The sequence below is a fragment of the Brachybacterium rhamnosum genome (assembly GCF_039526185.1).
GTDB lineage: Bacteria > Actinomycetota > Actinomycetes > Actinomycetales > Dermabacteraceae > Brachybacterium > Brachybacterium rhamnosum.
On record NZ_BAAAIS010000002.1, the window covers coordinates 1234581 to 1257572 of the forward strand.

Sequence of the window (22992 nt, forward strand, 5' to 3'; positions counted from 1 at the left end):
GCGAGGGACGGTCGTGGCGCGGTCAGCGCACGAGGACGCGGCGGTCCTTGACGATCCAGTTCTCCCGCCACAGCAGATCCGTGGCGGCGGTCGAGATGCGGGCGCAGCCGTGGGAGGCGGGGTAGGGCGGGATCGAGGTGGATCCGTGGATGGCCCAGCCGCGGTCGTAGTAGCCGGGGCGGTAGAGCCGGCCCAGGGAGCCCGTCTGCCAACCGGCGCTGTAGAGGCGGTACATGCGGAAGCTGCCCTTGGGCGTCGTCGCCGTCTTCCAGCGGCCTCCCGAGTAGTAGCGCTCGCCGCTGCCGGTGGAGGTGTTGAAGGTCCACTTCACGCGGCCGCCGGTGTAGCAGATGAGGATCTGCCGCTTGAGGTCGATGTCGAAGGAGGAGCCGCTCGTGACGGCGCTCCTCGGCTTCTTCTTCGCGGCGATCGCGGCCTGGGTCTTCGCGCCGACGACGCCGTCCTTGCCGAGCCCGGCGACCTTCTGGATGGCGTAGACGGCCTGCTCCGTGACGTGGCCGAAGCTGCCGTCCGCCGTGCCGCACCAGTAGCCGAGGGCGCTCAGGTTCTTCTGGAGCGTGGTGACGGCGGAGCCGCGGGAGCCCTTCTTGAGCACCGGGGCGGCGAGCGCCGTGCCGGTGCCGAGCGTGAGGCCCGCGCCGAGGGTGCCGACGCCGAGCAGGATCAGCCCGCGCCGCGACGTGACGGGGAGCTGGTCGACCGGCGGGGCCGGGTCGGACTCCGACGGCAGCGGCCGCGCGGAGAGATGGATGAGCGGACGGTTCATGATGGTCTTCCCCCTGTGATGCCGGTATTGCCTGGGTCGTCCGGTATCTCCGGCCCCCTGGGACATCATGCACGAGCCGCACTCGAGTCAACAAGGGGTAAAGAGTTCCTGGTCAGCAGGTTTCTGGTCAGTAGTCGAGAATCCCCCAGGTGCGGGGCACGGCCGGCCCCGGATCACGATTCGGCCACCCCTCGTCCCGGCGGGCGCTGTGCGATCATCGCCCGGTGGAGAACGTCGCGCCCCCGCCCCCCGAGCCGCTGCCCGCCCCGCACGAGCTCGGGCTGAGCGACGCCGACGCCGTGCTGCGCACGGAGGGCGACCCCGCCCGGGTCCGCCCCCTCGCGAGCGTCTCCAAGCCGATCACCGCGCTCGCCGCGCTCGTCGCCGTGGACCGCGCGCTGATCGACCTCGAGGACGCCGTGGACCGCGAGGGCGTCCCCGCCGGCGCGACCGTGCGCCACCTCCTCGCCCACACCGCCGGCCTCCCCTTCGAGGGCGCCGAGGCGATCGCCGAGCCCGGCACCCGCCGCATCTACTCCAACGCCGGCTTCGAGGTGCTCGGCGCGGTCCTCGAGGACGCCACCGGTCACGACCTCCCCGACTGGGTCGAGCAGACCGTCCTAGCGCCGCTGGGCCTCACCGACCTCGAGGTGGACGGCTCCCCGGCCGCCGGCTACCGGGGCAGTGTGCGCGACCTGCTCGCCGTGGGCCGCGAGCTGCTCGCCCCCACGCTCCTGCCCGAGGACCTCCACCGGGAGGCGACGACCGTGCAGTTCCCCGGGCTCGACGGCATCCTCCCCGGCTACGGCCGCCAGCGCCCCAACGACTGGGGCCTCGGGTTCGAGATCCGCGGGAGCAAGCACCCGCACTGGACCGGCTCCCGCAGCAGCGAGCGGACCTTCGGCCACTTCGGCCAGTCCGGATCCTTCCTCTGGGTGGACCCCGTAGCGGGCCTCACCGCCGCCTACCTCGGCGCGGAGCCCTTCGGTCCCGCCCACGTCGCCGCCTGGCCCGGCCTGACCGACGCCCTGCTCGCGGACGCCCTGCCCGGGGAGAGCGGCCCGTGAGCACCGCGCTCGACCTCCTCGACGGCTTCGGCTTCGAGGCCGCCGCGATCGTCATCGGCCCGGAGGGGGTGCGCGCCGCCCGCGGCGACCTCGACCTCGTGCGTCCCTGGCGCTCCGTGACCAAGACCGTCACCGGCACCGCCTGCGCGATCGCCCTCCAGGAGGGGTGCGCGGACCTCGAGGACCCGGCCGGCCCGCCCGGCTCCACCCTGCGCCACCTGCTCGCGCACGCCTCCGGCTACTTCTACGAGTCGGACTCGACGCTGCAGGCGCCCGGGCTGCGCCGCCACTACTCGAACTTCGGGATCGACGAGGCGGCCCGCCACGTCGAGCGCGCCGTCGGCCGCGACTTCGGCGACTGGGTGCAGGAGCGGGTCGCGGACCCCCTCGGCATGACCGGCCTCGACTGGACCGGCTCCGCCTCCGTGGGCGCCCACGGCGCGCTCACGGACCTCGCCCTGCTCGCGGGGGAGCTGCTGCGGCCCACCCTGCTCGAGGCGCCGTGGATGCGCGAGCTCACCACCCCCCAGCTGCCCGAGCTCGTGGGCATCATGCCGGGCTTCGGCAAGCAGGACCCGAACCCCTTCGGCCTCGGCATCGAGGTGCGCGGCCACAAGTCCCCGCACTGGACCGGGAGCGGGAACTCCCCGGAGACCTTCGGCCACTTCGGCATGCGCGGCACCGCCTTCTGGGTGGACCCCGTCGCGGACCTCGCGCTCGTGGTCGGCACCTCGCACGACTTCTGCGACGCCCACCGCGAGGTCATGCCGCGGCTGGCCGACGCCGTGCTCGCCGAGCACCGACGCTGACGCTGACGCCGACACAGACGCCGACGCCGGCGCCGGCGCCGACGCTGACGCTGACGCCGGCGCCGCCGTCGGCCTCACACGTTGTGCACGAGCGGGCCCTCCGGGTCCCGCCAGCCCCGGATCACCTCGAGCATCCGCACCAGGCGCACCGTCGCGGCGACGTCGTGCACCCGCAGCAGCCGGGCGCCGCGCTCGATGACCCAGGCGGCGGAGGCGAGCGACCCCTCGAGGCGCTCGGCCGCCGGGAGGCCCAGCGACTCCCCGATGACGTCCTTGCGCGAGAGCGCCGCGAGCACGGGATGGCCGAGATCGGCGAAGCGCTCCCAGCCGCGCAGCACCTCGAGGGTCTGCACGGTGGACTTGTTGAGGTCCGGGCCGGGGTCCACGACGATCCGCCCCGGGGCGATGCCCGCCGCGAGGGCCTGCTCCACGCGCACCGCGAGGAACTCCCGCACCTCGGCGACGACGTCCCCGTAGACAGGATGCGGGTGCGCCCGGCGGGGCTCGGCGAGCGAGTGGGTGATGACGAGGGAGGCGTCCGTGCGGGCCACCACGCCGGCCAGGCGCGGGTCGGAGAGCCCCGTCGTGTCGTTGATGAGATCGGCGCCCACGGCGATCGCGGCCTCCGCGACGTCGGCGTGGAAGGTGTCCACGGAGAGCAGCACATGGGGCAGCTCGCGGCGCAGGCGCTCGAGGACGGGGACCACGCGGTCGATCTCCTCGGCCACCGGGACCGGCTCGCCGGGCGCGAACTTCACGCCGCCCACGTCCACGAGGTCCGCCCCCGCCGCGCCCGCCGCGAGGCCCGCCGCGACCGCCTTCTCGAGGGAGTCGGTGCGGCCCTGGTCGAAGAAGGAGTCCGGGGTGCGGTTGACGATGCCCATGACGAGCACCCGGCGATCCGTGGGCGGCAGCGGCCGCGGGCGGAGGGGGCCGAGGAGGTCGAGGGTCGGTGCGGGCGCCGGCACGACGGTGACATCGGGGCGTCGGTCCTGGGTCATCGGTCATTCCTCTGCTGTTCATGACGGCGGGAGTCCGTCTTTGACGGCCTGTCGCCCTGCATTACGTTAAGAGCGGACGCTCTGATCCTCGATCCGGCCGAGGGCGTCCCCGCGAACGCCGGGAACCGACCTATCGGAGGTATCGAACCATGAAGATCGTCGTCGCCGGCGGAGACGGATTCTGCGGCTGGCCCACCGCCCTCTACCTCTCGCAGAAGGGCCACGAGGTCACGATCGTCGACAATCTGGTGCGCCGCGAGATCGACGAGGAGCTCGGCTCGAACTCCGTGACCCCCATCCTCCCCCTCGAGGAGCGCGTGCAGGTCTGGAAGGAGGTCTCCGGGAAGGACATCGCCGTCGTCATCGGCGACCTCACCGACTACGAGACCGTCTCGCACCTGTTCGAGGACCTCCAGCCGGAGGCCTTCGTGCACTTCGCGGAGCACCGCAGCGCCCCCTACTCGATGATCGACCGCGAGCACGCGATCGAGAACCACCGCAACAACGTCGAGGGCACCCTCAACGTGCTGTGGGCGATCAAGGACCACGCGCCGGACTGCCACCTCGTCAAGCTCGGCACGATGGGCGAGTACGGCCAGCCGAACATCGACATCGAGGAGGGCTGGATCGAGATCGAGCACAAGGGCCGCAAGGACCGCCTCCCGTTCCCCAAGGCCCCCGGATCGTTCTACCACCTCACGAAGGTGCACGACAGCGACAACATCATGTTCGCGTGCCGGGTCTGGGGCGTCCGCGCGACGGACCTCAACCAGGGCGTCGTCTACGGCCTCGAGACCGACGAGACCCGCCTCGACCCGCGCCTCGTGAATCGCTTCGACTACGACGCCGTCTTCGGCACCGCCCTGAACCGCTTCATCATCCAGGCGGCGATCGGCCACGACCTCACGGTCTACGGCAACGGCTCGCAGACCCGCGGCTACCTCGACATCCAGGACACGGTGCGCTGCATCGAGCTGGCCTGCCTGAACCCCGCCGACCGCGGCGAGTTCCGCGTCTACAACCAGTTCACCGAGCAGTTCTCCGTGCTCGAGCTCGCGCAGAAGGTCCAGAAGGTCGCCCGCGACCTCGGGATGCAGGCGGAGATCGCGAACACCGAGAACCCGCGCGTGGAGAAGTACGACCACTACTACAACGCGGTCAACACGAACCTCCTGGACCTGGGCCTGGAGCCGCACCTGCTGACCGACGAGCACCTCGCCGAGGTCCTGAAGGTCGCCCAGCAGAACACCGAGCGCGTCAAGCGCGAGCTCGTCATGCCCACCGTCACCTGGAAGTGACGACCACCCGGTGAGGATCGCGATCGTCACGGAGACCTTCCTGCCCTCCGTGGACGGCGTGGTGACGAGGCTGCGCCACGCCGTCGAGCGCTACGTGGACCTCGGTCACGAGGTCATGGTCATCGCGCCGGACCTCGGCGTGACCGAGCACCACGGGGCGCGGGTGGTGGGCGTGCGGCCGGTGACGCTGCCGTTCTACAAGCATCGGCGCTTCACCCTGCCGAGCCCCACCGTGGACGGCATCATCCGGGGCTTCCACCCGGACGTCGTCCACGCCGCCCAGCCGATCCTGCTCGCCTCCTCGGGGGCCTTCGCCGCGCACCGCCAGCGGATCCCGCTGGTCGCGAGCTACCACACCCACATCCCGCGCTACCTGGACCTGTACCGGGCGTGGCGGTGGGGCAAGCCCGCCGTGTGGTGGCAGATCCGGCGCAACCACGCCCTCGCGGACGTCAACATCGCGACCTCGGAGACGATGCGCGCCGAGCTCGCCGAGCACGGCATCGAGAACCTCCACGTGGTCCGACGGGGCGTGGACACCCGCACCTTCCACCCCTCCTTCGCGAGCGACGCGATGCGTGAGCGGCTCACGCAGGGGCACCCGGAGAAGAAGCTCCTGGTGTTCGTGGGCCGCCTCGCCGCGGAGAAGGAGATCCACCGGCTGCGGCCGATGATGGACCGCCGCGACGACGTGGCCCTCGCGATCGTGGGCGACGGGCCGTTCCGCGGGGAGCTCGAGCAGCTCTTCCGCGGCACCTCGACCGTCTTCCCCGGCTTCATGGAGGGGGAGGAGCTCGCGAGCGCCTTCGCGAGCGCCGACGCCTTCGTGTTCCCCTCCGTCACCGAGACCCTGGGGCTCGTCATCCTCGAGGGCATGGCCTCCGGGCTCCCGGTGGTCGCCGCCCGCTCCGGCCCCACCCTCGAGCAGGTGACCGACGGCCTGGACGGGCTGCTCTTCGACTCCGGCGACGAGGCCTCCCTCGACGCCGCCCTCGAGCGGCTCGGCGACGGGGAGCTGCGCACGCGGATCCGCGCCGCGGCCCGCGCCGAGGCGGAGAAGTACTCCTGGGAGGCGGCGTCGGACGACCTCCTGCGCTACTACGAGATGGCGATCGCGCAGCACGGCTGAGCAGGCGGGGGCACCCCGGCGGGATCACCCCGGCCGGATCGCGCCGGCGAGGCGGTGCAGGTAGCGCTGCTCGGGCAGGCTGCGCGTGCCCTCGGCGGCGCGGAGGAAGGCCTCCCGGGCCTCGTCGGCCCGGCCGAGCCGGCTCAGGAGATGCCCGGTGACGGCCTGACGCCGGTGGCTCCCCTCGGGGAGCCGGTCGAGGATCTCGAGACCGGCCTCCGGCCCCGCGACCTCGGCGGTCGCGACGGCGAGCCCGAGCGTGACCGACGGCGCCGGCTCCACGGCGTCGAGCATCCCGTAGAGCACGAGAATCTGCGCCCAGTCGGTGTCCTCCATCGAGCGGGCCTCCGCGTGGACCGCGGCGATCGCGGCCTGCAGCTGGAACGGCCCCACGGGCCCCACCGGCAGCGCCCGCTCGATCAGCGCGATCCCCTCGGCGATCAGCCGAGGGCTCCAGCGCGACCGGTCCTGCTCGGCGAGCGGGACGATTTCCCCGGCGGCGTCCAGGCGCGCCGGGGCGCGGGCATGGGTGAGCAGGAGCAGGGCGAGCAGGCCCGCGTTCTCCGGGTCCGAGGGCGCGAGCCGGTGGATCCTCCGGGCGAGGTCCAGCGCCGCCGCGGCGAGCAGCGGATCCGTGCCGCGCACCCGCTCGGTGAGGGCGTGGTCCTGGGCGTAGACGGCCGCGACGGCATGGCGCACCGCGTGCAGACGGGCGGGGAGGTCCGCGGCGGTCGGCGCCTCGAACCGGGCCCCTGACCGGCCAGGGTGCGCTTGGCGCGGCTGATGCGCTGCCCCATCGTGCGCTCCTCGACGAAGAAGCACTGCGCGATCTGGGCTGTGGTGAGCCCGCCGACGGCGCGCAGCATGAGCGCCACCTGCGAGGCCGTGGTCAGCGCCGGGTGCGCGCAGAGCATCAGCAGCAGGAGGGTGTCGTCGGGCGCGTCGGACTCGACGGGGTCCGCCGGATCCGACGCCCGCCCGGGCTCGCGCGCCGCCGCCCGCTCCTCCCGGTCGCGCCGGGCGGCGTCGGCACGGAGGAGGTCCACCGCGCGGCGCGAGGCGACCCGCGTCAGCCAGGCGGCGGGATTCCTCGGCGTCCCCTCGCGGGGCCACTGCTCGGCGGCCGCGATGAGCGCGAGCTGGACGGCGTCCTCGCAGGTCGTGAAGTCCCCGTAGCGGCGCAGCAGCGTGGAGAGGACGTGCGGCGCCTCGCGGCGCCACACGTCCTCCCACTCGGGACAGCCCGGGCCGGGCCGCTCAGGAGACGTCGGGCTCGCCGCTCATGACGGGTCGGAGCTCGATCGTCTCGCCCCGTGCCCCGAAGATCCCGGCGATCTCCTCGGCCCGCTCGGCGGTGTCGACGTCGATGAGGAAGAACCCGGCGAGGTGCTCCTTGCCCTCGGCGTACGGACCGTCGACGGCGACCTTGCGATCGCCCTCCCAGCGCAGCAGGCGGGAGCTGGACGGTGCGGCGAGGGCCTCGGCGTGGACGAGCTCGCCGCGCTCGGTGATCGCGGCGAGGCCTTCCTCGAACGCCCTGCTCCCGGCCTCGCGCTCCTCCTGGGGGAGCGCCTGGTGCTCGGGCAGGAAATCCGGTGTGGGGTGTCCCCAGGGCTGCGGGTTCGAGTGGATGAGGATGACGTACTTCATGACTGCTCCTTCATGGCCTGCTCGGCTGATCGGTCGGGGTGACCGCTCTCGTGCGCGGCGGTGGCGCGGTGCGCCTCCGCCGTCCTGCACCCACACGTCGGAGCTGCGGGCGAGTTCTCGACATGGTCGCACCGACGGCGAGGGATCTCCCGCCGGACGGCCGATGTCGCCGCCCGGGAGACGCCGAGGCCCGGCCCCGCAGGATGCGGGACCGGGCCTCGGTGGAGAGCCCAGGGCTCAGGCGGAGGAGCCGGGCCGGGGGAAGGATCAGCGGAAGGTGACGAACCCGGTGGGGTTGCCCCAGATCTCGCGCTCGACGACCTGCTGCTTGGAGCCGGAGGCGTCGATGATCTCGCCGTCGCCCGCGTAGATCGCGACGTGGCCGGGCCAGGTGACGAGGTCGCCCGGCTGCGCCTCGGACTGGGAGATGCTGCGGCCCTGGTCGGCCAGCTGGCCGGCGGTGCGGGGCACGTCGATGCCCGCGGCGCTGTACGCGTAGTTCACGAGGCCGGAGCAGTCCATGCCGCCGAGCGAGGAGCCGCCCCAGGAGTAGGGGGTGCCGATCGCGGAGCGGGCGGCGTCGACGATCGTCGAGCCGCTCCCGCTCGAGTCCGAGGAGCTCGACGGCACGGCGGTCGCGCCGGCTGGGGTGCCGTTCGTGGAGCCCGAGTCGGAGTCGGAACCGGAATCGGCGGAGCCGCCGTCGAGCGCGGCCCGGGTGTCGGCGCCCACGACGCCGTCGGTCGCGATGCCGGCCCCGGACTGGAGGTCGATGACCGCGTCGCGGGTCAGGGAGCCGAAGAAGCCGGTCTCGGGGAGGTCGGCGCCCTGCGCGTTGAGGGCCTCCTGGAGGTCCTCCACGGCCCGGCCCGAGTCGCCCCGGCGGAGGGTGTCGGTGGACGCCGCGTCGGAGGCCTGCTCGGCGGACTCGGCGGACTCGTCGGAGCCGGAGGCCTGGGCGGGGGCGGAGGTCGCGGTGACCGCGGCCTCGTCGGAGCCCGCGAGCGCGGAGTCGTCGGCCAGCGCGGCGGTGCCGCCGGCGAAGGCGGTGCCGACGAGGACGGTGCCGAGCACGGCGCTGCCGCCGATCGCGTGCGCCGCACGGCGGGAGGCGGTGAGCGGGGTGACCGCGCGGCCGGCGGCGCGGTGGGTGTTCTGGAGCGTCATGGGGGTGGTGATTCCTTCGTGGCGATGCTGTGGGTCTCTCGCGTCCCTCGACGCGATGCTCGCTCCGGTCACGGGCGACATGCGGTGACGTCGAGGGTGGGGCCCGGGCGTCCGGGGAGCGGTCATCGACGCTAGGAGCCGTGCCGGCGGACCTGAAGCGCGTTGAACGAGCCGCATCGAGCCGTTGAACGGGATTTGACCCGCAGCAGCCGCCATTGACGCGGCGGTGGTCCGGCTTGACCTCCCGGCATGGCGTGCGCCATACGGGGCGGCGTCCGCGCGGTGGGGGACAGGGGGAGGGGAGCGGCCCGGCCATGTGACGGGCGCCGCACGGCCGTCACCCTCACGTCACCTTCGCACGGGGCATATGACGGCTGATGACATGGCGGTGGATCGAGTCCGCCATGCGCCGTCATGATCGGCCACATGACCGCACCCGCCCCCGCCCCTGCCCCGACCCGGGACCCGGGCCCGGACTCCCGGCCCGCCCGCGGAGTGCGCCTGGACGGCGTCGCCCGCGGCTTCGACGGCCCCCAGGGCCGCCACGAGGTGCTGCGCGCCCTCGACCTCGAGCTCGCCCCCGGCGGCATCCACGCCGTCATCGGCCCCTCCGGCTGCGGCAAGTCGACCCTGCTGCGCCTCGTCGCCGGACTCGACGCCCCGAGCACCGGGCGCCTCACGACCCCCGGCGCCGAGCGCACCGCCGTCGCCTTCCAGGAGCCGCGGCTGCTGCCCTGGCGCACCCTCGAGGCGAACGTCGCTCTCGGCCTGCCGCGCGGCACCGCCCGCCGCGAGGGCCGCGACCGCGTGCGGCGGCTGCTGCAGCTCGTGGGACTCGAGCACGCCGCCGGCCAGCGCCCCCGCGAGGTCTCCGGCGGCATGGCCCAGCGCGCCTCCCTCGCCCGGGCGCTCGCCCGCGGCCCCGAGGTGCTCCTGCTCGACGAGCCCTTCGGCGCGCTCGACGCCCTCACCCGGCTGCGCATGCAGGACCTCCTGCTCGAGATCCACGCCGCGGAGCCCACCACGGTGCTCGTCGTGACCCACGACGTCGAGGAGGCCCTCTACCTCGCCGACCAGGTCCTCCTGCTGCGCAGCCTGCGCGGCGCGGAGGCCGGCGCCGCCTCCCTCGCCCGCCGGATCGACGTGCCCGGCGCCCGCCCGCGCGACCGCACCGACCCCGCCCTCGCCCAGCTGCGCGCCGAGCTCCTCGAGGGCCTCGGCGTTCCCACCCACCACCACACCGAGGATCCCCGATGACCCCCACCGATCCCTCCTCCCGCTCCCCGTTCCCCCGCCGCGGCCTGCTCGCCGCGGGCGCCCTCGCCGCGCCGCTCGCCCTCGCCGGCTGCGTGGCCGGGGAGAACGCCGACGCGGACTCCGCCGGCTCCGGCGGATCCGACGGCGGCGGCTCCTGGTCCACCGCGACCCTCACGATCGACTTCGCGACCTACAACCCGCTCAGCCTCGTCGTCCGCGACCAGCAGCTGATCGAGAAGGCGCTCGGCGACGGCGTGGAGGTCACCTGGGTGCAGTCCGCCGGCTCCAACAAGGCCAACGAGCTGCTGCGCTCCGGCTCCGCCGACGTCGCCTCCACCGCCGGCTCCGCGGCCCTGCTCGCCCGCGCGAACGGCTCCCCGATCAAGGTCATCGACATCTACTCGCAGCCCGAGTGGTCCGCGCTCGTGGTCCGCGGGGACAGCGACGTCACCGGCCCCGCGGACCTCGCCGGGCGGCCCGTCGCCGCGACCCCCGGCACCGACCCGTACTTCTTCCTCGTGCAGGCGCTCGCCGAGGCCGGCCTGGAGGTCGAGGACGTCGAGGTGCAGGCCCTCCAGCACGCCGACGGCCGCTCCGCGCTCGACGGCGGCTCCGTGGACGCCTGGTCCGGGCTCGACCCGATCATGGGCGCGGCCGAGGTCGAGTCCGGGGACGTGCTCGTCTACCGCAACGTCGACTTCAACACCTACGGCTTCCTCAACGCGACCGAGCAGTTCATCACCGAGCACGCGGACGTCGCCCAGGTCGTCGTCGACGCCTACGAGCAGGCCCGCGCCTGGGCCCTCGAGAACCTCGAGGCGACCGCCTCGCTGCTCGCCGAGGTCGCCGGCATCGCCCCCGAGGTCGCCACCACCGTCATCACCGAGCGCTCGAACCTCGACGTCTCCGGCGTGCCCGGCGACGACCAGACCGCCGTGCTCGAGCGGATCTCGCCCGTCCTCGCCGACTCCGGCGACGTCGCCGGCGGGGCCGACGCCGTCGCCGCGGCCCTCTCCTCGATCGTCCACGCGGACTTCGCCGAGGCGGCGTCCGCGGCAGCGGGGTCCGGGAAGTGAGCGCGGAGCTCCTGACCGGGCAGTCCGCCGACGCCTCCCGCAGCACGCCGCTGCTCGCGGCGCGGCCCCTCACACAGCGGCGCGGGGTGCGGCTCGCAGTCGGCGCGCTGCTGCCGCTCGTCATCCTCGTGGCCTGGCAGGTCGTCACCTCCACCGGCCTCGTGCCCGCCTACCGCCTTCCCGAGCCGCTGAGCGTGCTCACGGCCGCGGGACAGCTCGCCGAGGGCGGTGACCTCGGGCTGCACGTCGCGATCTCCGTGCAGCGCGTGCTCATCGGCTTCGCGATCGGCGCGACCGTCGGCCTCGCGCTCGCCGCGGTCGTCGGGCTGAGCCGCCTCGGCGACGCCCTGCTCGCCCCCACCCTCGCTGCGCTGCGCACCGTCCCCTCGCTGGCCTGGGTGCCGCTGCTGATCCTGTGGATGCAGATCGGGGAGAGCTCGAAGATCACGCTCATCGCGATCGGCGCCTTCTTCCCGGTGCTCACCACCGTCTCCTCCGCGCTGCGCCACGTGGACCCGCAGCTCGTCGAGGCCGGCCGCGCCTTCGGGCTGCGCGGATGGTCCCTGCTGCGCACCGTGCAGCTGCCCGCGGTGGTGCCCGCCGTCGTCTCCGGACTGCGCCTCGCCCTCGCCCAGGCGTGGCTGTTCCTCGTCGCCGCGGAGCTCATCGCCTCCTCGATGGGCCTCGGCTTCCTGCTCAACGACTCCCAGCAGAACGGTCGCGTGGACCGGATCCTGCTGGCCATCGTGCTGCTCGCCCTGCTGGGCAGCCTGACCAACGCCCTGCTGGGCGTCGCCGAGAAGCACCTGCTGAGGAGGTGGGCATGACCACCGCGACCCCCACAACCGCCACGAGCCCCACGACCACTGCCGCCCCGCCGGCGGACGAGTCCCGCCTGGTCGAGACCCGCAGCTACCCGGCCCCCGCGGCCGCCGCCGCGCGGGCGAACGTCGGCCCCGAGGAGCACGCCCGCGCCGCCGCCGACCCGCTCGCCTTCTGGGAGGAGGCCGCGCGCCGCCTCGACTGGGCCGAGCCGTGGCACACCGTGCTCGACTGGCAGGGCCCCGTCCCGGACCCCGCCACCGGCGAGGTGCCGGTGCCCCGCGCCCGCTGGTTCGACGGCGGCCGCCTCAACGTCGCCGAGAACTGCGTGGACCGCCACGTGCGCGCCGGCCGTGGCGAGAAGGTCGCCCTGTTCTTCGAGGGCGAGCCGGGGGACCGCGAGGCCGTCACCTACGCGGACCTCCAGGCGCGCGTCTCCCGCGCCGCGAACGCCCTGACCGCACTCGGCATCGGCCCCGGCGACCGGGTCGTCGTCTACCTCCCCGTGCTCGTCGAGACCGTCGTCATCGCGCTGGCCTGCGCCCGGATCGGCGCGGTGCACTCGCTCGTCTTCGGCGGCTTCAGCGCCGAGGCCGTGCGCTTCCGCCTCGAGGACACCGGCGCGAAGCTCCTCGTCACCTCCGACGGCCAGTTCCGCCGCGGCCAGGCCGTCGAGGTGAAGAGCCAGGCCGACGTCGCCGCCGCCGACCTCCCCGCCCTCGAGCACGTGCTCGTGGTGCGCCGCACCGGTCAGGACGTGCCCTGGACCGCGGGTCGCGACGTGTGGTGGCACGAGAGCGTGGACATCGCGAGCGAGATCCACGAGCCGCAGCCCTTCGACGCCGAGCACCCGCTGTTCATCATCTACACCTCCGGCACCACGGGGAAGCCCAAGGGTCTCGTCCACAGCTCCGGCGGCTACCTCACCCACGCCGCCTGGTCCCACTGGGCCGTCTTCGACGCCGAGGAGGAGGACGTCCATTGGTGCACGGCGGACCTCGCCTGGGTCACCGCCCACACCTACGAGATCTACGGGCCGCTCAGCAACGGCCTCACCCAGGTCATCTACGAGGGCACGCCCGGCGAGCCGCACCGCGAGCGGCACCTCGAGATCATCGAGCGCTACGGCGTCACCGTCTACTACACGGCCCCCACCCTCATCCGGACCTTCATGACCTGGTTCGGGGAGGAGCTCCCCGCGGGCCACGACCTCTCCACGCTGCGCCTGCTGGGCACCGTCGGCGAGGCGATCAACCCCGAGGCCTGGGTGTGGTTCCACCGCACCTTCGGCCGCGGCGAGCTGCCCATCGTCGACACCTGGTGGCAGTCGGAGACCGGCGCGGCGATGATCGCGCCGCTGCCCGGCGTGACGACCCTCAAGCCGGGCTCCGCGACCCGGCCGCTGCCGGGGATCGACGCCGCCGTCGTCGACGAGGCGGGGGAGGAGCTGCCCGCCGGCCGCTCCGGCACCCTCGTGGTGCGCCGCCCCTGGCCCGGCATGGCCCGCACCGTCTGGGGCGACCCCGAGCGCTACCGCGACTCCTACTGGAAGGCCTACGCCGGCCGCGGCGAGCACGGCGGCTTCTACGTCGCCGGGGACTCCGCGACCGTGGACGCCGACGGCTGCGTCTGGATCCTGGGCCGCCTCGACGACGTCGTCAACGTCTCCGGGCACCGGCTCTCCACCATCGAGATCGAGTCCGCGCTGGTCGCCGAGCCCTCCGTCACCGAGGCCGGCGCCGCCGGGATCGACGACCCCCTCACCGGCCAGGCCGTCGCGGTGTTCGTCATCGCGAGCGGCCGCGCCGAGGTGGACGCCGCCGCCCTGCGCGAGCGGGTCGCCCGGGAGATCGGTCCGATCGCCAAGCCCCGCCACGTGCTGGACGTCCCGGACCTGCCCCGCACCCGCTCCGGCAAGATCATGCGACGGCTGCTCGCCCAGCTCGTCCATGCCGAGCGCGACCGCCGCGCGGGCCGTGAGCCCTCCCCGCTGGGCGACGTGACGAGCCTGCAGAACCCCGAGGCCGTCGACGCCGTCGCCGCGCGGATCGCCGCCCTGCCTGCCGGCCACCCGGCCGTGTCCTGACCAGAGCCGTCCTGACCCGGCCCGACCAGCATCGACCCCCAGGAGGAACCATGACCCCCACCGTCCCCCGCTCCACCTACGAGACGCCGCTCAAGCTCGCCTACTGGGTCCCCAACGTCTCCGGCGGCCTCGTCGTCTCCACGATCGAGCAGCGCACCGACTGGGAGTTCGACTACAACCGGCGCCTCGCCCGCATCGCCGAGGACTCCGGCTTCGAGTACGCCCTCACCCAGGCCCGCTACGCCGCGAGCTACGGCGCGGACCGCCAGCACGAGGCGACTGCCTTCTCGCTCGGCCTGCTCGGCGCGACCGAGCGGCTGAAGATCATCTCCGCCGTGCACCCCGGCATGTGGCACCCCGGCGTGCTCGCCAAGTGGCTCATCACCGCGGACCACATCTCCGGCGGCCGCGCCGCCGTCAACATCGTCTCCGGCTGGCTCAAGGACGAGTTCGTCAACTTCGGCCTGCCGTGGCTCGAGCACGACCAGCGCTACGTGCGCACCGAGGAGTTCATCCGCGTGCTGCGCGGCCTGCTCACCGAGGAGGACTTCTCCCTCGACGGCACGTACTACCAGGTCTCCGGCATCGACCTCTCCCCGAAGCCGCTCGAGATCCCCGGCCGCGCGCACCCCGAGATCTTCTTCGGCGGCAACTCCACCGCCGCCCAAGCCACCGCCGGCCGCGTCGCCGACTGGTACTTCTCCAACGGCCGCGACCTCGAGGGCTACGCCGGGAACGTCGCCGGCGTCCAGGCCTCCGCCGCCGAGGCCGGTCGCGACCCGCGGTTCGGCCTGAACGGCTTCGTCATCGCCCGCGAGACCCGCAAGGAGGCCGAGGAGACCCTGCGCGAGATCATCGCCAAGGCCCACCGCCCCGCGGTCGAGGGCTTCGCGCAGTCCGTCAAGGAGGCCGGCCAGTCCACGATGGACGGCAAGGGCATGTGGGCGGACTCCTCCTTCGAGGACCTCGTCCAGTACAACGACGGCTTCAAGACGCAGCTCATCGGCACCCCCGAGGAGATCGCCGACCGCATCCTGGAGTACAAGAAGATCGGCGTGAACCTCCTGCTCACCGGCTACCTCCACTTCGCCGAGGAGGTCGCCGCCTTCGGCCGCGACGTGCTGCCGATCGTGCGCGAGAAGGAGGCGGAGCTCGCCCGCGCCCACGGCACCGAGCTGAACACCGACCTGCTCCCCGTCGCCCCCGGGGTGAGCGCCGAGGAGGCCGCCGCATGACGACCCCCGGCTCCGCGGCCCCCGCTTCCCCGACCCCCGGTTCTCAGGCTCCTGGTTCTGCGACTCCTGAGCGCAGCTTCGGCTTCCGCACCCGCGCCCTGCACGCGGGCGGCACCCCCGACGCCCAGCACGGCGCCCGCGCGGTCCCGATCTACCAGACCACCTCGTTCGTCTTCGACGACGCCGCGGACGCCGCGAACCTCTTCGCCCTCCAGAAGTACGGGAACATCTACTCCCGCATCGGCAACCCCACGGTCGCCGCCTTCGAGGAGCGGATCGCCTCCCTCGAGGGCGGCATCGGCGCGGTCGCGACGGCCTCGGGCATGAGCGCCGAGTTCATCACCTTCGCGGCGCTCGTCGGCGCGGGCGACCACGTCGTCTCCTCCGCGCAGCTGTACGGCGGCACCGTCACCCAGCTCGACGTCACCCTGCGCCGCTTCGGCGTGGAGACCACCTTCGTGGCCTCGTCGGACCCGGAGGACTACCGCGCGGCGTTCCGGCCGGAGACGAAGGTCCTCTACGTCGAGATGATCGGCAACCCCTCCGGGGAGATCGCGGACCTCGAGGGGCTCGCGGCCCTCGCCCACGAGCACGGCGTCCCGCTCGTCGTCGACGCGACCCTCGCGACCCCCTACCTCGTGCGTCCGCTCGAGCACGGGGCCGACGTCGTCATCCACTCCGCCACGAAGTTCCTCGGCGGGCACGGCACGACCCTCGGCGGCGTCGTCGTCGAGGCGGGCCGCTTCGACTGGGGCAACGGGAAGTTCCCGACGATGACCGAGCCCGTCGAGTCCTACGGCGGGATCCGCTGGTGGGACAACTTCGGCGAGTACGGCTTCCTCACGAAGCTCCGCTCCGAGCAGCTGCGGGACATCGGCCCCTCGCTGTCCGCGCAGTCCGCCTTCCAGCTGCTGCAGGGCGTCGAGACCCTGCCCCAGCGCATCGACGCGCACCTCGCCGGGGCGCGCGCCGTCGCGCAGTGGCTCGACGCGGACCCTCGCGTCTCCTTCGTGACCTGGGCGGGCCTCGAGGACCATCCCCATCACGCGCGGGCGCAGAAGTACCTGCCGCTCGGACCGGGCAGCGTCTTCGCCTTCGGCGTCACGCCGTCCGGCGAGTTCGCCGACGAGGCCGAGGAGGCCGCCGCGGCCCGTGCGACCGGCGAGGCCGTCATCGGGAACCTGCAGCTCGCCTCGCACCTCGCGAACATCGGCGACGCCCGCACCCTCGTCATCCACCCCGCCTCGACCACGCACCAGCAGCTCAGCCCCGAGCAGCTGCTCGCAGGCGGCGTGCGACCGGACCTCATCCGGGTCTCCGTCGGCCTCGAGGACGTCGAGGACATCCTGTGGGACCTCGACCAGGCGATCACCGCGGCCACCGGCCGCACCCGGGAGGAGCAGGCATGAGCGGCGCGAACGGCATCAGCATCGAGGGCGCCGGGGCGGCCTGCGCCGTGGGCGGCAGCGCAGGTGGCGGTACGGGGTCGGACGGGACCGACGGGCGCAGCTGGCAGGGCCCGACGGCCCCCGAGCGGCTCGCGATCCTCCGGCGCGCGCGGTCCATCGCGATCGTCGGCGCCTCCGCGAACCCCGCGCGGGCGAGCTACTTCGTGGCGACGTACCTGCTCTCCTCGAGCCCGTACGACGTCTACTTCGTGAACCCGCGGGCGGAGGCGATCCTGGGACACCCGGCCTACGATTCCCTCGCGGATCTCCCCGTGGTGCCCGACATCGTCGACGTGTTCCGCAAGGACGCCGACCTCCCCGGCGTGGCCCGCGAGGCCGTCGCCGTGGGCGCGAAGGCGCTGTGGCTGCAGCTCGGATCCTGGAACGAGGAGGCCGCGGCGATCGCCGAGGAGGCCGGCCTCGACGTGGTGATGGACCGCTGCGTGAAGATCGAGCACGCCCGCTTCCACGGCGGCCTGCACCTGGCCGGCTTCAACACCGGCGAGATCAGCTCGCGGAAGCAGCGCCTGGCCTGAGGCGGTGAGCTCGTGAGGCGGTGAGCTGCTGAGCCGGTGAGCTCCTGAGCGGAGGAGCCGCGGGTCAGTCGGCGACGCGGATCCCGAGCTGCTCGGCGAGCTGCGGGGCGAGATCCATCAGCTGCGCGGGGCCCACGGTGGCCCCGCGCAGTGCGTCCACCCCGTGCACCACGCCCGGGCGCACCTCGCGCAGGTCCACGTCGACGCAGGTCGCGCGGTCCATCGTGAGCTCGTCGATGCGGCAGTCCCGCAGCGCCACCCGGGTCAGCCGCGCCTCGGTGAGGTCGAGGCTCGTGATCGTCGCGTCCTCGATGACGACGTCGGTGAGCTCGGCGCCGCGCAGGCTCAGCCAGTCGACCTTGCCGCCGCTGATCAGCACCGAGCTGAGCGCGGCGCCGTCGAGGGCGAGCGCGCCCACCCGGGGCGAGAGCAGCTCGACCTCGCGCCAGGAGCCGTCGGTCGCCCGCAGCTCGGGCGCTCGGGGGCGGTCCAGGCGGCTGGCCACGATCCGGGAACCGCGCAGGTCGACGCCCGTGAGGTCCGCTCCCTCGAGGAGCAGGGAGTCGGCGAGCTCGTCCGGCCGCAGGGCCTCGGGGCCCGCCGGCTCGAGGGCGGCGGCGTCGAGGGCGGTGAGCGCGGGGGCGCGGAGGCGGGAGCGGGCGCGGCGGGGGAGCGGAGGCATGGGCCCGATCCTGCCATCCGGGTCCGACGGGACGCTCCGGCAGGATTCGAACCTGCGACGTACTCCTTATGGGGGAGCTGCTCTACCGGCCTGAGCTACGAAGCGATGCCACCACCGTGCCCGATACCGGGCTCCCGGGGCCAGCGTCGCGTCATCTTCTGTCGCGGGCCCGGCGATCGTTCCTCCCCATCGCCTGCTCGTCCACCGCCGGCGGTCATCCGCTGCGGGCGGGCGTGACCCGGCGGAGGCTGGGGACATGACCGAGCACGCACAGGACCCCGAGCACCCGGCAGGCGACCCGCCGCCGGATGTCGGCGAGAGCCTGCCTGGCCCCGCGCAGGGACCGGCGCCGCAGGAGCTCGCCGCCACCCTCGGCGACCACGCGCATGCGCTGCTGGGCGTGCTCCTGGACAGCGAGGGCACCTTCGACGCGGGCATCCACCCCAGTGCGCACTTCACGGCCCTGCTGCAGCGCATCGTCGAGCTCCGCGGCGTGCTGGACGCCCTGGCCCCCGCGGCGCAGACGGCGATCGCGGAGGCGACCCGACGCGAGGAGCGGGGCGCCCATGCCGCCGCCGAGGCCGATCATGATCAGCGCACGATGCGCAGCACCGACCGCGGCGCGGACCAGGCCGCCGCGCGGGAGGTCTCGATGGTCACGCGGCAGTCGCCCGCGCGGGCCGTCTGGTCCCTCTCCGCCGCGCAGCGCCTCGTCCGCTCCCTGCCCTCGATCCACGAGGCGGTCGCCGTGGGCGGCATCGGCGCGGAGGCCGCGCTGCGGGTCGCGCGCGCCGTCCGCGTGCTCGACGAGGACGGTCGCGCGCAGGCGGACCAGGCGCTCGCGGCGCGGCTCCCGTACCTCGACGCCGCCTCGACACGGCAGTGGGAGGACGAGGCCGCCGCCGCGGTCGAGGCCGCGGATCCGGAGGGTGCGGCCCGGCGCCGCCAGATCGCGCGCCGGCGGCGGCACCTGCGGGTGCACCGGCGGCAGGACGGCATGGCCTCGGTGACCCTGCACCTGCCCGTCGTGGACGGGGCGCTGATCGGCAAGCGGTTCGCGCTCGAGGCGGAGCGTCGGCGGGCGGCGGGCGACCGCACCGGGCACGGCGCCCTCATGGCGGACCTCGCCTCCACGGTGCTGCTGGGCGGCCCCGTCGCGGTGCCGAGCGTGATGCCGTCGTCGGAGACGGGACCGGAGACGGAGACGGCGCCGGAGCCGGTGTCCGCGCCGGAGCCGGTGTCGGTGGCAGATCCGGAGCCGGCGGCGGTGGAGGACTCGGCGCCGGGATCGGAGCCGTCACCGGAGGGGACGGAGAGCACGACGGAGGCCGAGGACGAGGCAGCGGCGCCGGGGGCGGGCCCGTCGGGCTCCCCGCCCCGGGTCACCCTGGAGATCGGCGTGCTCATCACCGAGCGCACGCTCCTCGCGCCCGAGTCCGGGGACGTCGCGCACCTCGAGGGCTACGGCGCCGTCCCTGCGGAGGCCGTGCGGGAGCAGATCCGACGGGCGCTCGACCCACCTCCACCCGGGGAGCCGGACCCCTTCGGGCTCGCGGGGGCGAGCGTGCGCACCGTGTTCCGGCGCTTGTTCACGCATCCCTCGACCGGCGAGCTGATCGCGGCCGACTCCCGTGCTCGAGCCTTCCCCGCGGGGATGCGACGCTTCCTCACCTGGCGCGACACGACTTGCCGCGGGCCGTTCTGCGACGCGCCCATCCGTCACATGGACCATGTGCTGCCGTATGCGGAGGGCGGGGCGACGAGCCTGGACGACGGCCAGGGCGGCTGTGCGTACTGCAACCTCGGCCGTGCGGAGCAGACGAGGTCGGTGGCGCGCGCGGAGGACGGCATGCCCGGGCACCGCGTCTCCTGGAGGAGCCGCAACGGGGTCACCCGGGTCACGGGACCGCGGGCGCTCACCCCGCCTGCACAGGCGCCCCCGCCGTCCGGCCCGGACTGACCCGTCCCCACCGGACCGACCCGTCCCACCCTGGCTGACCCGCCCCACCCTGGCTGAACCGCCCCCGGTGGGGGAGGCTCTCGTGAAGCTGCAACGTGTTTCAGGCAGACCATCGAGGGAAAGGGCTTGCCGGCGGGCGCGACGTATGGAAACGTTTGCAGTCCCAGGCTCCGCGGCACCACGCTGCACCCCGCGTCATCGAGGACACGAACAGACATGACCCTGCGCACCGCTTCCCTCACCGCCGACGTCACCCGCACCAGCGACGGCAGCAGGCTCCTGCTCCGCGCGAGCGACGCCGCCGCCCTCGCCGGGTTCGACGGCGAGCTCAGCACGGACGGCGGGGACCACCTGCTCGCAGGCCCGCTCTCCCACGAGAACGCCGTCGCCCTACGGGCCGCGATCCCCGCGCTTCGCCCGCAGCTCGTCACCGGTCACCGCACCTCCGTGGGCACCGGCGACCGGCTCGGCCTCGCCACCGCCGGCCAGGCCGCCGCCTTCGCCGCAGTCGGGGGGGACGTGCTGCCCGTGCTCGCCCAGCAGTCGATCCGCGAGATGGACCGTCTGGGCCGCAGCGCCCGCGAGGTCATGGACGAGGCGACCTTCGGCCTCGTCGAGGCGGGCTGGGACCGCGGCTACGGCGCGGACTGCGACCACATCAAGACCACCGAGGGCATCGACCGGGGCCTCGACGCGGGCTTCACGATGTTCACCCTCGACCCCGGCGACGCGGTCCAGGACGTCACCGCCGGGGCGACCCTCGAGCAGGCGCTCGCCCTGCCCTGGGATGTCCTCGAGGACACCTGGGAGGGCACCCTCGCCCGCTACGCCGGCATCCGGGTCGAGGTCGCGCCGGGCCTCGTCCTCGAGCCGGACGAGCAGGAGGTCCTCACCGCCGTCGTCAAGTACGCGGGCGCGGTCGCGGAGGCCATCGGGCTTTACCGCCACCTCCGCGAGGGCGCCGCGCGCGCCGGGTACGAGGTCGAGGCCGAGATCGCGGTGGACGAGACCGCGTGGCAGACCTCCTTCTTCGAGCACTACTTCCTCGCCGCGGAGCTCCGTCGGCTCGGCGCCGAGTGGTTCAGCTTCGCCCCCCGCTACGTCGACGGGTTCGAGAAGGGGCTGGAGTTCCTCGGCGACCACGAGGAGCTGCGCAGCAACCTCGCCGCGCACCACGCGATCGGCGAGCTGTTCGGCGGCTACAAGATCTCGCTGCACTCGGGCTCGGACAAGTACTCGATCTACCCGCTCGCCGTCGAGGCCACCGAGGGCCTCGTGCACCTGAAGACCTCCGGCACCAGCTACCTGTGCGCCCTCGAGGTCGTCGCCCGGCGTGATCCGGAGCTGTTCGCGGAGATCTGGCGGATCTCGCGGGCCGCCTACGCCCGCGCCGCCGCGTCCTACCAGGTCTCCGCGCAGGTGGAGAACACGCCCGAGTCCCTCGAGGGTGTGGACCTGCTGGCGCTGCTGGAGGGGGCCGACGGCAGGCAGATCCTCCACGTGGGCTACGGCGACTCGCTGACCACCGAGCTCGTGGACGGCACGCCGCTCGTGGAGCGTCTGCGCGCGGTGCTCCGTGAGCATCACGAGGACTACGTGGCCGTGTTGGTCCCGCACCTGAGCCGGCACCTCGAGGCCTTCGGGACCGTGGCCGTGCGCTGACCCTCAGTCCGAGGCGGCCGCTCGTGCCGCTGCGGGCAGGGCCTCGGCGATCCGGTCGATGACCTCAGGAGTGTGCGCCGTCGAGACGAACCAGGCCTCGAAGGCGGAGGGCGGCAGGTAGATGCCGCTGTCGAGCAGCGAGTGGAAGAACCGCGTGAAGGCGGCGGTGTCCTGCGCCTTCGAGTCCTCGTAGGTGCGCACCGGCTCGCTGCGGAAGAACACCGAGAACAGGGTCCCGGCGGTCTGGATCACGTGGGGAACACCCGCCGTCGTGAGCGCCTCGGCGACGAGCTGCTGGAGCGCCGCGGAGGCCCGGTCCAGGTGGGCGTAGGCGGCGTCGTCGAGGCCCGCGAAGGTCGCGAGCCCGGCGGCGGTCGCGAGCGGGTTCCCCGAGAGCGTGCCCGCCTGGTAGACGGGGCCGGCCGGGGAGAGCAGGTCCATGAGATCCGCCCGGCCGCCGAAGGCGCCCACGGGGAGACCGCCGCCGATCACCTTGCCGAAGGTCATGAGGTCCGGCGTCCAGCCCTCGCCGTCGATGCCGTAGTAACCCGCGGCGCTCGCCCGGAAGCCGGTGAGGACCTCGTCACTGATCACCAGGGCGCCGCCGCCGTGGACGATGCCCGCGAGCTCGCGGTGGAAGCCCTCCGGCGGGGTCACCACGCCCATGTTGCAGGGGGCGGCCTCGGTGATGACCGCGGCGATCTCGTCACCGCGGGCGGCGAACAGCTCGCGCACCGCGTCGAGGTCGCCGTAGGGCAGGACCACGGTGTCCTTCGCGGTGGAGGCCGTGACACCGGCGGAGCCGGGCAGGGCGAAGGTCGCGACGCCGCTGCCGGCCTCGGCGAGCAGCGCGTCCACGTGCCCGTGGTAGCAGCCGGCGAACTTCACGACCACGTCGCGGCCGGTCGCGGCGCGGGCCACGCGCAGCGCGCTCATCGTCGCCTCGGTGCCGGAGTTGACCAGGCGCAGCCGCTCGATCGGGCCCACGCGCCGGGCGATCTCCTCGGCGAGGGAGACCTCGCCCGGCTGCGGGGCGCCGAAGGAGAGCCCGCGGCCGGCGGCCTCGCGCACGGCCTCGACCACGGCGGGGTTCGCGTGGCCCAGGATCATCGGCCCCCAGGAGCCGACGAGGTCCACGTACTCACGGCCGTCGGCGTCGGTGAGCAGCGCGCCGGAGGCGGAGGTGAGGAACGGCGGGGTCCCGCCCACGGAGCCGAAGGCCCGCACGGGCGAGTTCACGCCGGAGGGGATCACGCGGCGGGCGCGGGCGAAGAGCTCCTCGGAGAGGCCGGCGGGGGTCGAGGTCATGGCGGGCTCCTG

At 73.9% G+C, this 22992-nt stretch carries 20 protein-coding genes, 1 tRNA gene and 1 pseudogene; 13 read left to right on the forward strand and 9 right to left on the reverse strand.

The window, feature by feature from the left end:
• Positions 1-22 precede the first annotated feature (22 nt).
• Positions 23-787 carry a L,D-transpeptidase family protein gene (locus ABD080_RS07495; RefSeq protein WP_343904283.1) on the reverse strand — a complete coding sequence of 255 codons (765 nt, stop codon included), beginning with the start codon at positions 785-787 and terminating at the stop codon, positions 23-25.
• Between the two features lie 224 nt (positions 788-1011).
• Between ABD080_RS07495 and ABD080_RS07500 the strand changes: the two genes are divergently transcribed.
• Together ABD080_RS07500 and ABD080_RS07505 are read left to right on the forward strand one after the other, a co-directional pair.
• Positions 1012-1854, forward strand: coding sequence for a serine hydrolase domain-containing protein (locus ABD080_RS07500; protein WP_137769821.1), 843 nt, complete (start codon positions 1012-1014; stop codon positions 1852-1854).
• Positions 1851-2663, forward strand: coding sequence for a serine hydrolase domain-containing protein (locus ABD080_RS07505; protein WP_343904284.1), 813 nt, complete (start codon positions 1851-1853; stop codon positions 2661-2663). Before ABD080_RS07500 ends, ABD080_RS07505 begins: the two co-directional genes overlap by 4 nt.
• 74 nt (positions 2664-2737) lie before the next feature.
• On the opposite strand, the gene folP is transcribed toward ABD080_RS07505, so the two are convergent.
• Positions 2738-3664, reverse strand: a complete 927-nt coding sequence (folP, locus tag ABD080_RS07510) for a dihydropteroate synthase (protein ID WP_343904285.1) — start codon at positions 3662-3664, stop codon at positions 2738-2740.
• A gap of 149 nt (positions 3665-3813) precedes the next feature.
• On the opposite strand from folP, the gene ABD080_RS07515 reads away from it, so the two are divergent.
• Both ABD080_RS07515 and ABD080_RS07520 read left to right on the forward strand, forming a co-directional pair.
• The gene (locus ABD080_RS07515; RefSeq protein ID WP_137769824.1) at positions 3814-4962 is read left to right on the forward strand and encodes an NAD-dependent epimerase/dehydratase family protein; all 1149 of its coding nucleotides are present in this window, start codon (positions 3814-3816) and stop codon (positions 4960-4962) included.
• Between the two features lie 10 nt (positions 4963-4972).
• Positions 4973-6091 (forward strand): glycosyltransferase family 4 protein, encoded by a 1119-nt coding sequence (locus ABD080_RS07520; protein WP_343904286.1) that lies wholly within the window; start codon positions 4973-4975, stop codon positions 6089-6091.
• A 24-nt stretch (positions 6092-6115) separates the two neighbouring features.
• On the opposite strand, the gene ABD080_RS07525 is transcribed toward ABD080_RS07520, so the two are convergent.
• The 4 genes and pseudogenes from ABD080_RS07525 to ABD080_RS07540 all read right to left on the reverse strand — a co-directional run bounded on the left by ABD080_RS07525 (position 6116) and on the right by ABD080_RS07540 (position 8908).
• Positions 6116-6790, reverse strand: coding sequence for a DUF6596 domain-containing protein (locus ABD080_RS07525; RefSeq protein ID WP_343904287.1), 675 nt, complete (start codon positions 6788-6790; stop codon positions 6116-6118).
• A gap of 122 nt (positions 6791-6912) precedes the next feature.
• Positions 6913-7314, reverse strand: a pseudogene (locus tag ABD080_RS07530) (sigma factor); the annotation flags it as partial.
• A 34-nt stretch (positions 7315-7348) separates the two neighbouring features.
• Positions 7349-7741, reverse strand: coding sequence for a YciI family protein (locus ABD080_RS07535; RefSeq protein WP_137769827.1), 393 nt, complete (start codon positions 7739-7741; stop codon positions 7349-7351).
• Positions 7742-8008: 267 nt separating this feature from the next.
• Positions 8009-8908 (reverse strand): C40 family peptidase, encoded by a 900-nt coding sequence (locus ABD080_RS07540; protein WP_137769828.1) that lies wholly within the window; start codon positions 8906-8908, stop codon positions 8009-8011.
• 426 nt (positions 8909-9334) lie between these two features.
• On the opposite strand from ABD080_RS07540, the gene ABD080_RS07545 reads away from it, so the two are divergent.
• From ABD080_RS07545 to ABD080_RS07575, 7 genes are read left to right on the forward strand one after another with little or no spacing between them, the layout of a single operon-like run.
• A complete protein-coding gene (locus ABD080_RS07545; RefSeq protein WP_137769829.1) occupies positions 9335-10165 on the forward strand; it encodes an ABC transporter ATP-binding protein in 831 nt (276 codons plus the stop codon).
• Positions 10162-11241 carry an aliphatic sulfonate ABC transporter substrate-binding protein gene (locus ABD080_RS07550; protein ID WP_343904288.1) on the forward strand — a complete coding sequence of 360 codons (1080 nt, stop codon included), beginning with the start codon at positions 10162-10164 and terminating at the stop codon, positions 11239-11241. The genes ABD080_RS07545 and ABD080_RS07550 overlap by 4 nt, the downstream gene beginning before the upstream one ends.
• Positions 11238-12068, forward strand: a complete 831-nt coding sequence (locus ABD080_RS07555) for an ABC transporter permease (RefSeq protein ID WP_377827284.1) — start codon at positions 11238-11240, stop codon at positions 12066-12068. Before ABD080_RS07550 ends, ABD080_RS07555 begins: the two co-directional genes overlap by 4 nt.
• The gene (acs, locus tag ABD080_RS07560) at positions 12065-14149 is read left to right on the forward strand and encodes an acetate--CoA ligase (RefSeq protein ID WP_343904289.1); all 2085 of its coding nucleotides are present in this window, start codon (positions 12065-12067) and stop codon (positions 14147-14149) included. The genes ABD080_RS07555 and acs overlap by 4 nt, the downstream gene beginning before the upstream one ends.
• A gap of 50 nt (positions 14150-14199) precedes the next feature.
• Positions 14200-15384: a dimethylsulfone monooxygenase SfnG gene (gene sfnG / locus ABD080_RS07565; protein ID WP_343904290.1), complete on the forward strand. Its 1185-nt coding sequence runs from the start codon at positions 14200-14202 to the stop codon at positions 15382-15384.
• On the forward strand, positions 15381-16793 hold the full coding sequence (locus ABD080_RS07570; protein WP_240811243.1) for an O-acetylhomoserine aminocarboxypropyltransferase/cysteine synthase family protein: 1413 nt from the start codon (positions 15381-15383) through the stop codon (positions 16791-16793). Before sfnG ends, ABD080_RS07570 begins: the two co-directional genes overlap by 4 nt.
• On the forward strand, positions 16790-17368 hold the full coding sequence (locus ABD080_RS07575) for a CoA-binding protein (RefSeq protein ID WP_343904291.1): 579 nt from the start codon (positions 16790-16792) through the stop codon (positions 17366-17368). Before ABD080_RS07570 ends, ABD080_RS07575 begins: the two co-directional genes overlap by 4 nt.
• 64 nt (positions 17369-17432) lie before the next feature.
• Here ABD080_RS07575 and ABD080_RS07580 read toward each other — a convergent pair whose 3' ends face one another.
• Both ABD080_RS07580 and ABD080_RS07585 read right to left on the reverse strand, forming a co-directional pair.
• Positions 17433-18050, reverse strand: a complete 618-nt coding sequence (locus ABD080_RS07580) for a pentapeptide repeat-containing protein (RefSeq protein WP_137769835.1) — start codon at positions 18048-18050, stop codon at positions 17433-17435.
• Positions 18051-18081: 31 nt separating this feature from the next.
• Positions 18082-18155: transfer RNA gene (locus tag ABD080_RS07585), tRNA-Met, on the reverse strand.
• Positions 18156-18306: 151 nt separating this feature from the next.
• Between ABD080_RS07585 and ABD080_RS07590 the strand changes: the two genes are divergently transcribed.
• Both ABD080_RS07590 and ABD080_RS07595 read left to right on the forward strand, forming a co-directional pair.
• Positions 18307-20010, forward strand: a complete 1704-nt coding sequence (locus tag ABD080_RS07590; protein ID WP_343904292.1) for an HNH endonuclease signature motif containing protein — start codon at positions 18307-18309, stop codon at positions 20008-20010.
• A 216-nt stretch (positions 20011-20226) separates the two neighbouring features.
• On the forward strand, positions 20227-21672 hold the full coding sequence (locus ABD080_RS07595; RefSeq protein WP_343904293.1) for a tagaturonate epimerase family protein: 1446 nt from the start codon (positions 20227-20229) through the stop codon (positions 21670-21672).
• A gap of 3 nt (positions 21673-21675) precedes the next feature.
• On the opposite strand, the gene hemL is transcribed toward ABD080_RS07595, so the two are convergent.
• Complete coding sequence (gene hemL, locus ABD080_RS07600) at positions 21676-22980, reverse strand: glutamate-1-semialdehyde 2,1-aminomutase (protein WP_343904294.1); 1305 nt, start codon at positions 22978-22980, stop codon at positions 21676-21678.
• Between the last annotated feature and the right edge of the window lie 12 nt (positions 22981-22992).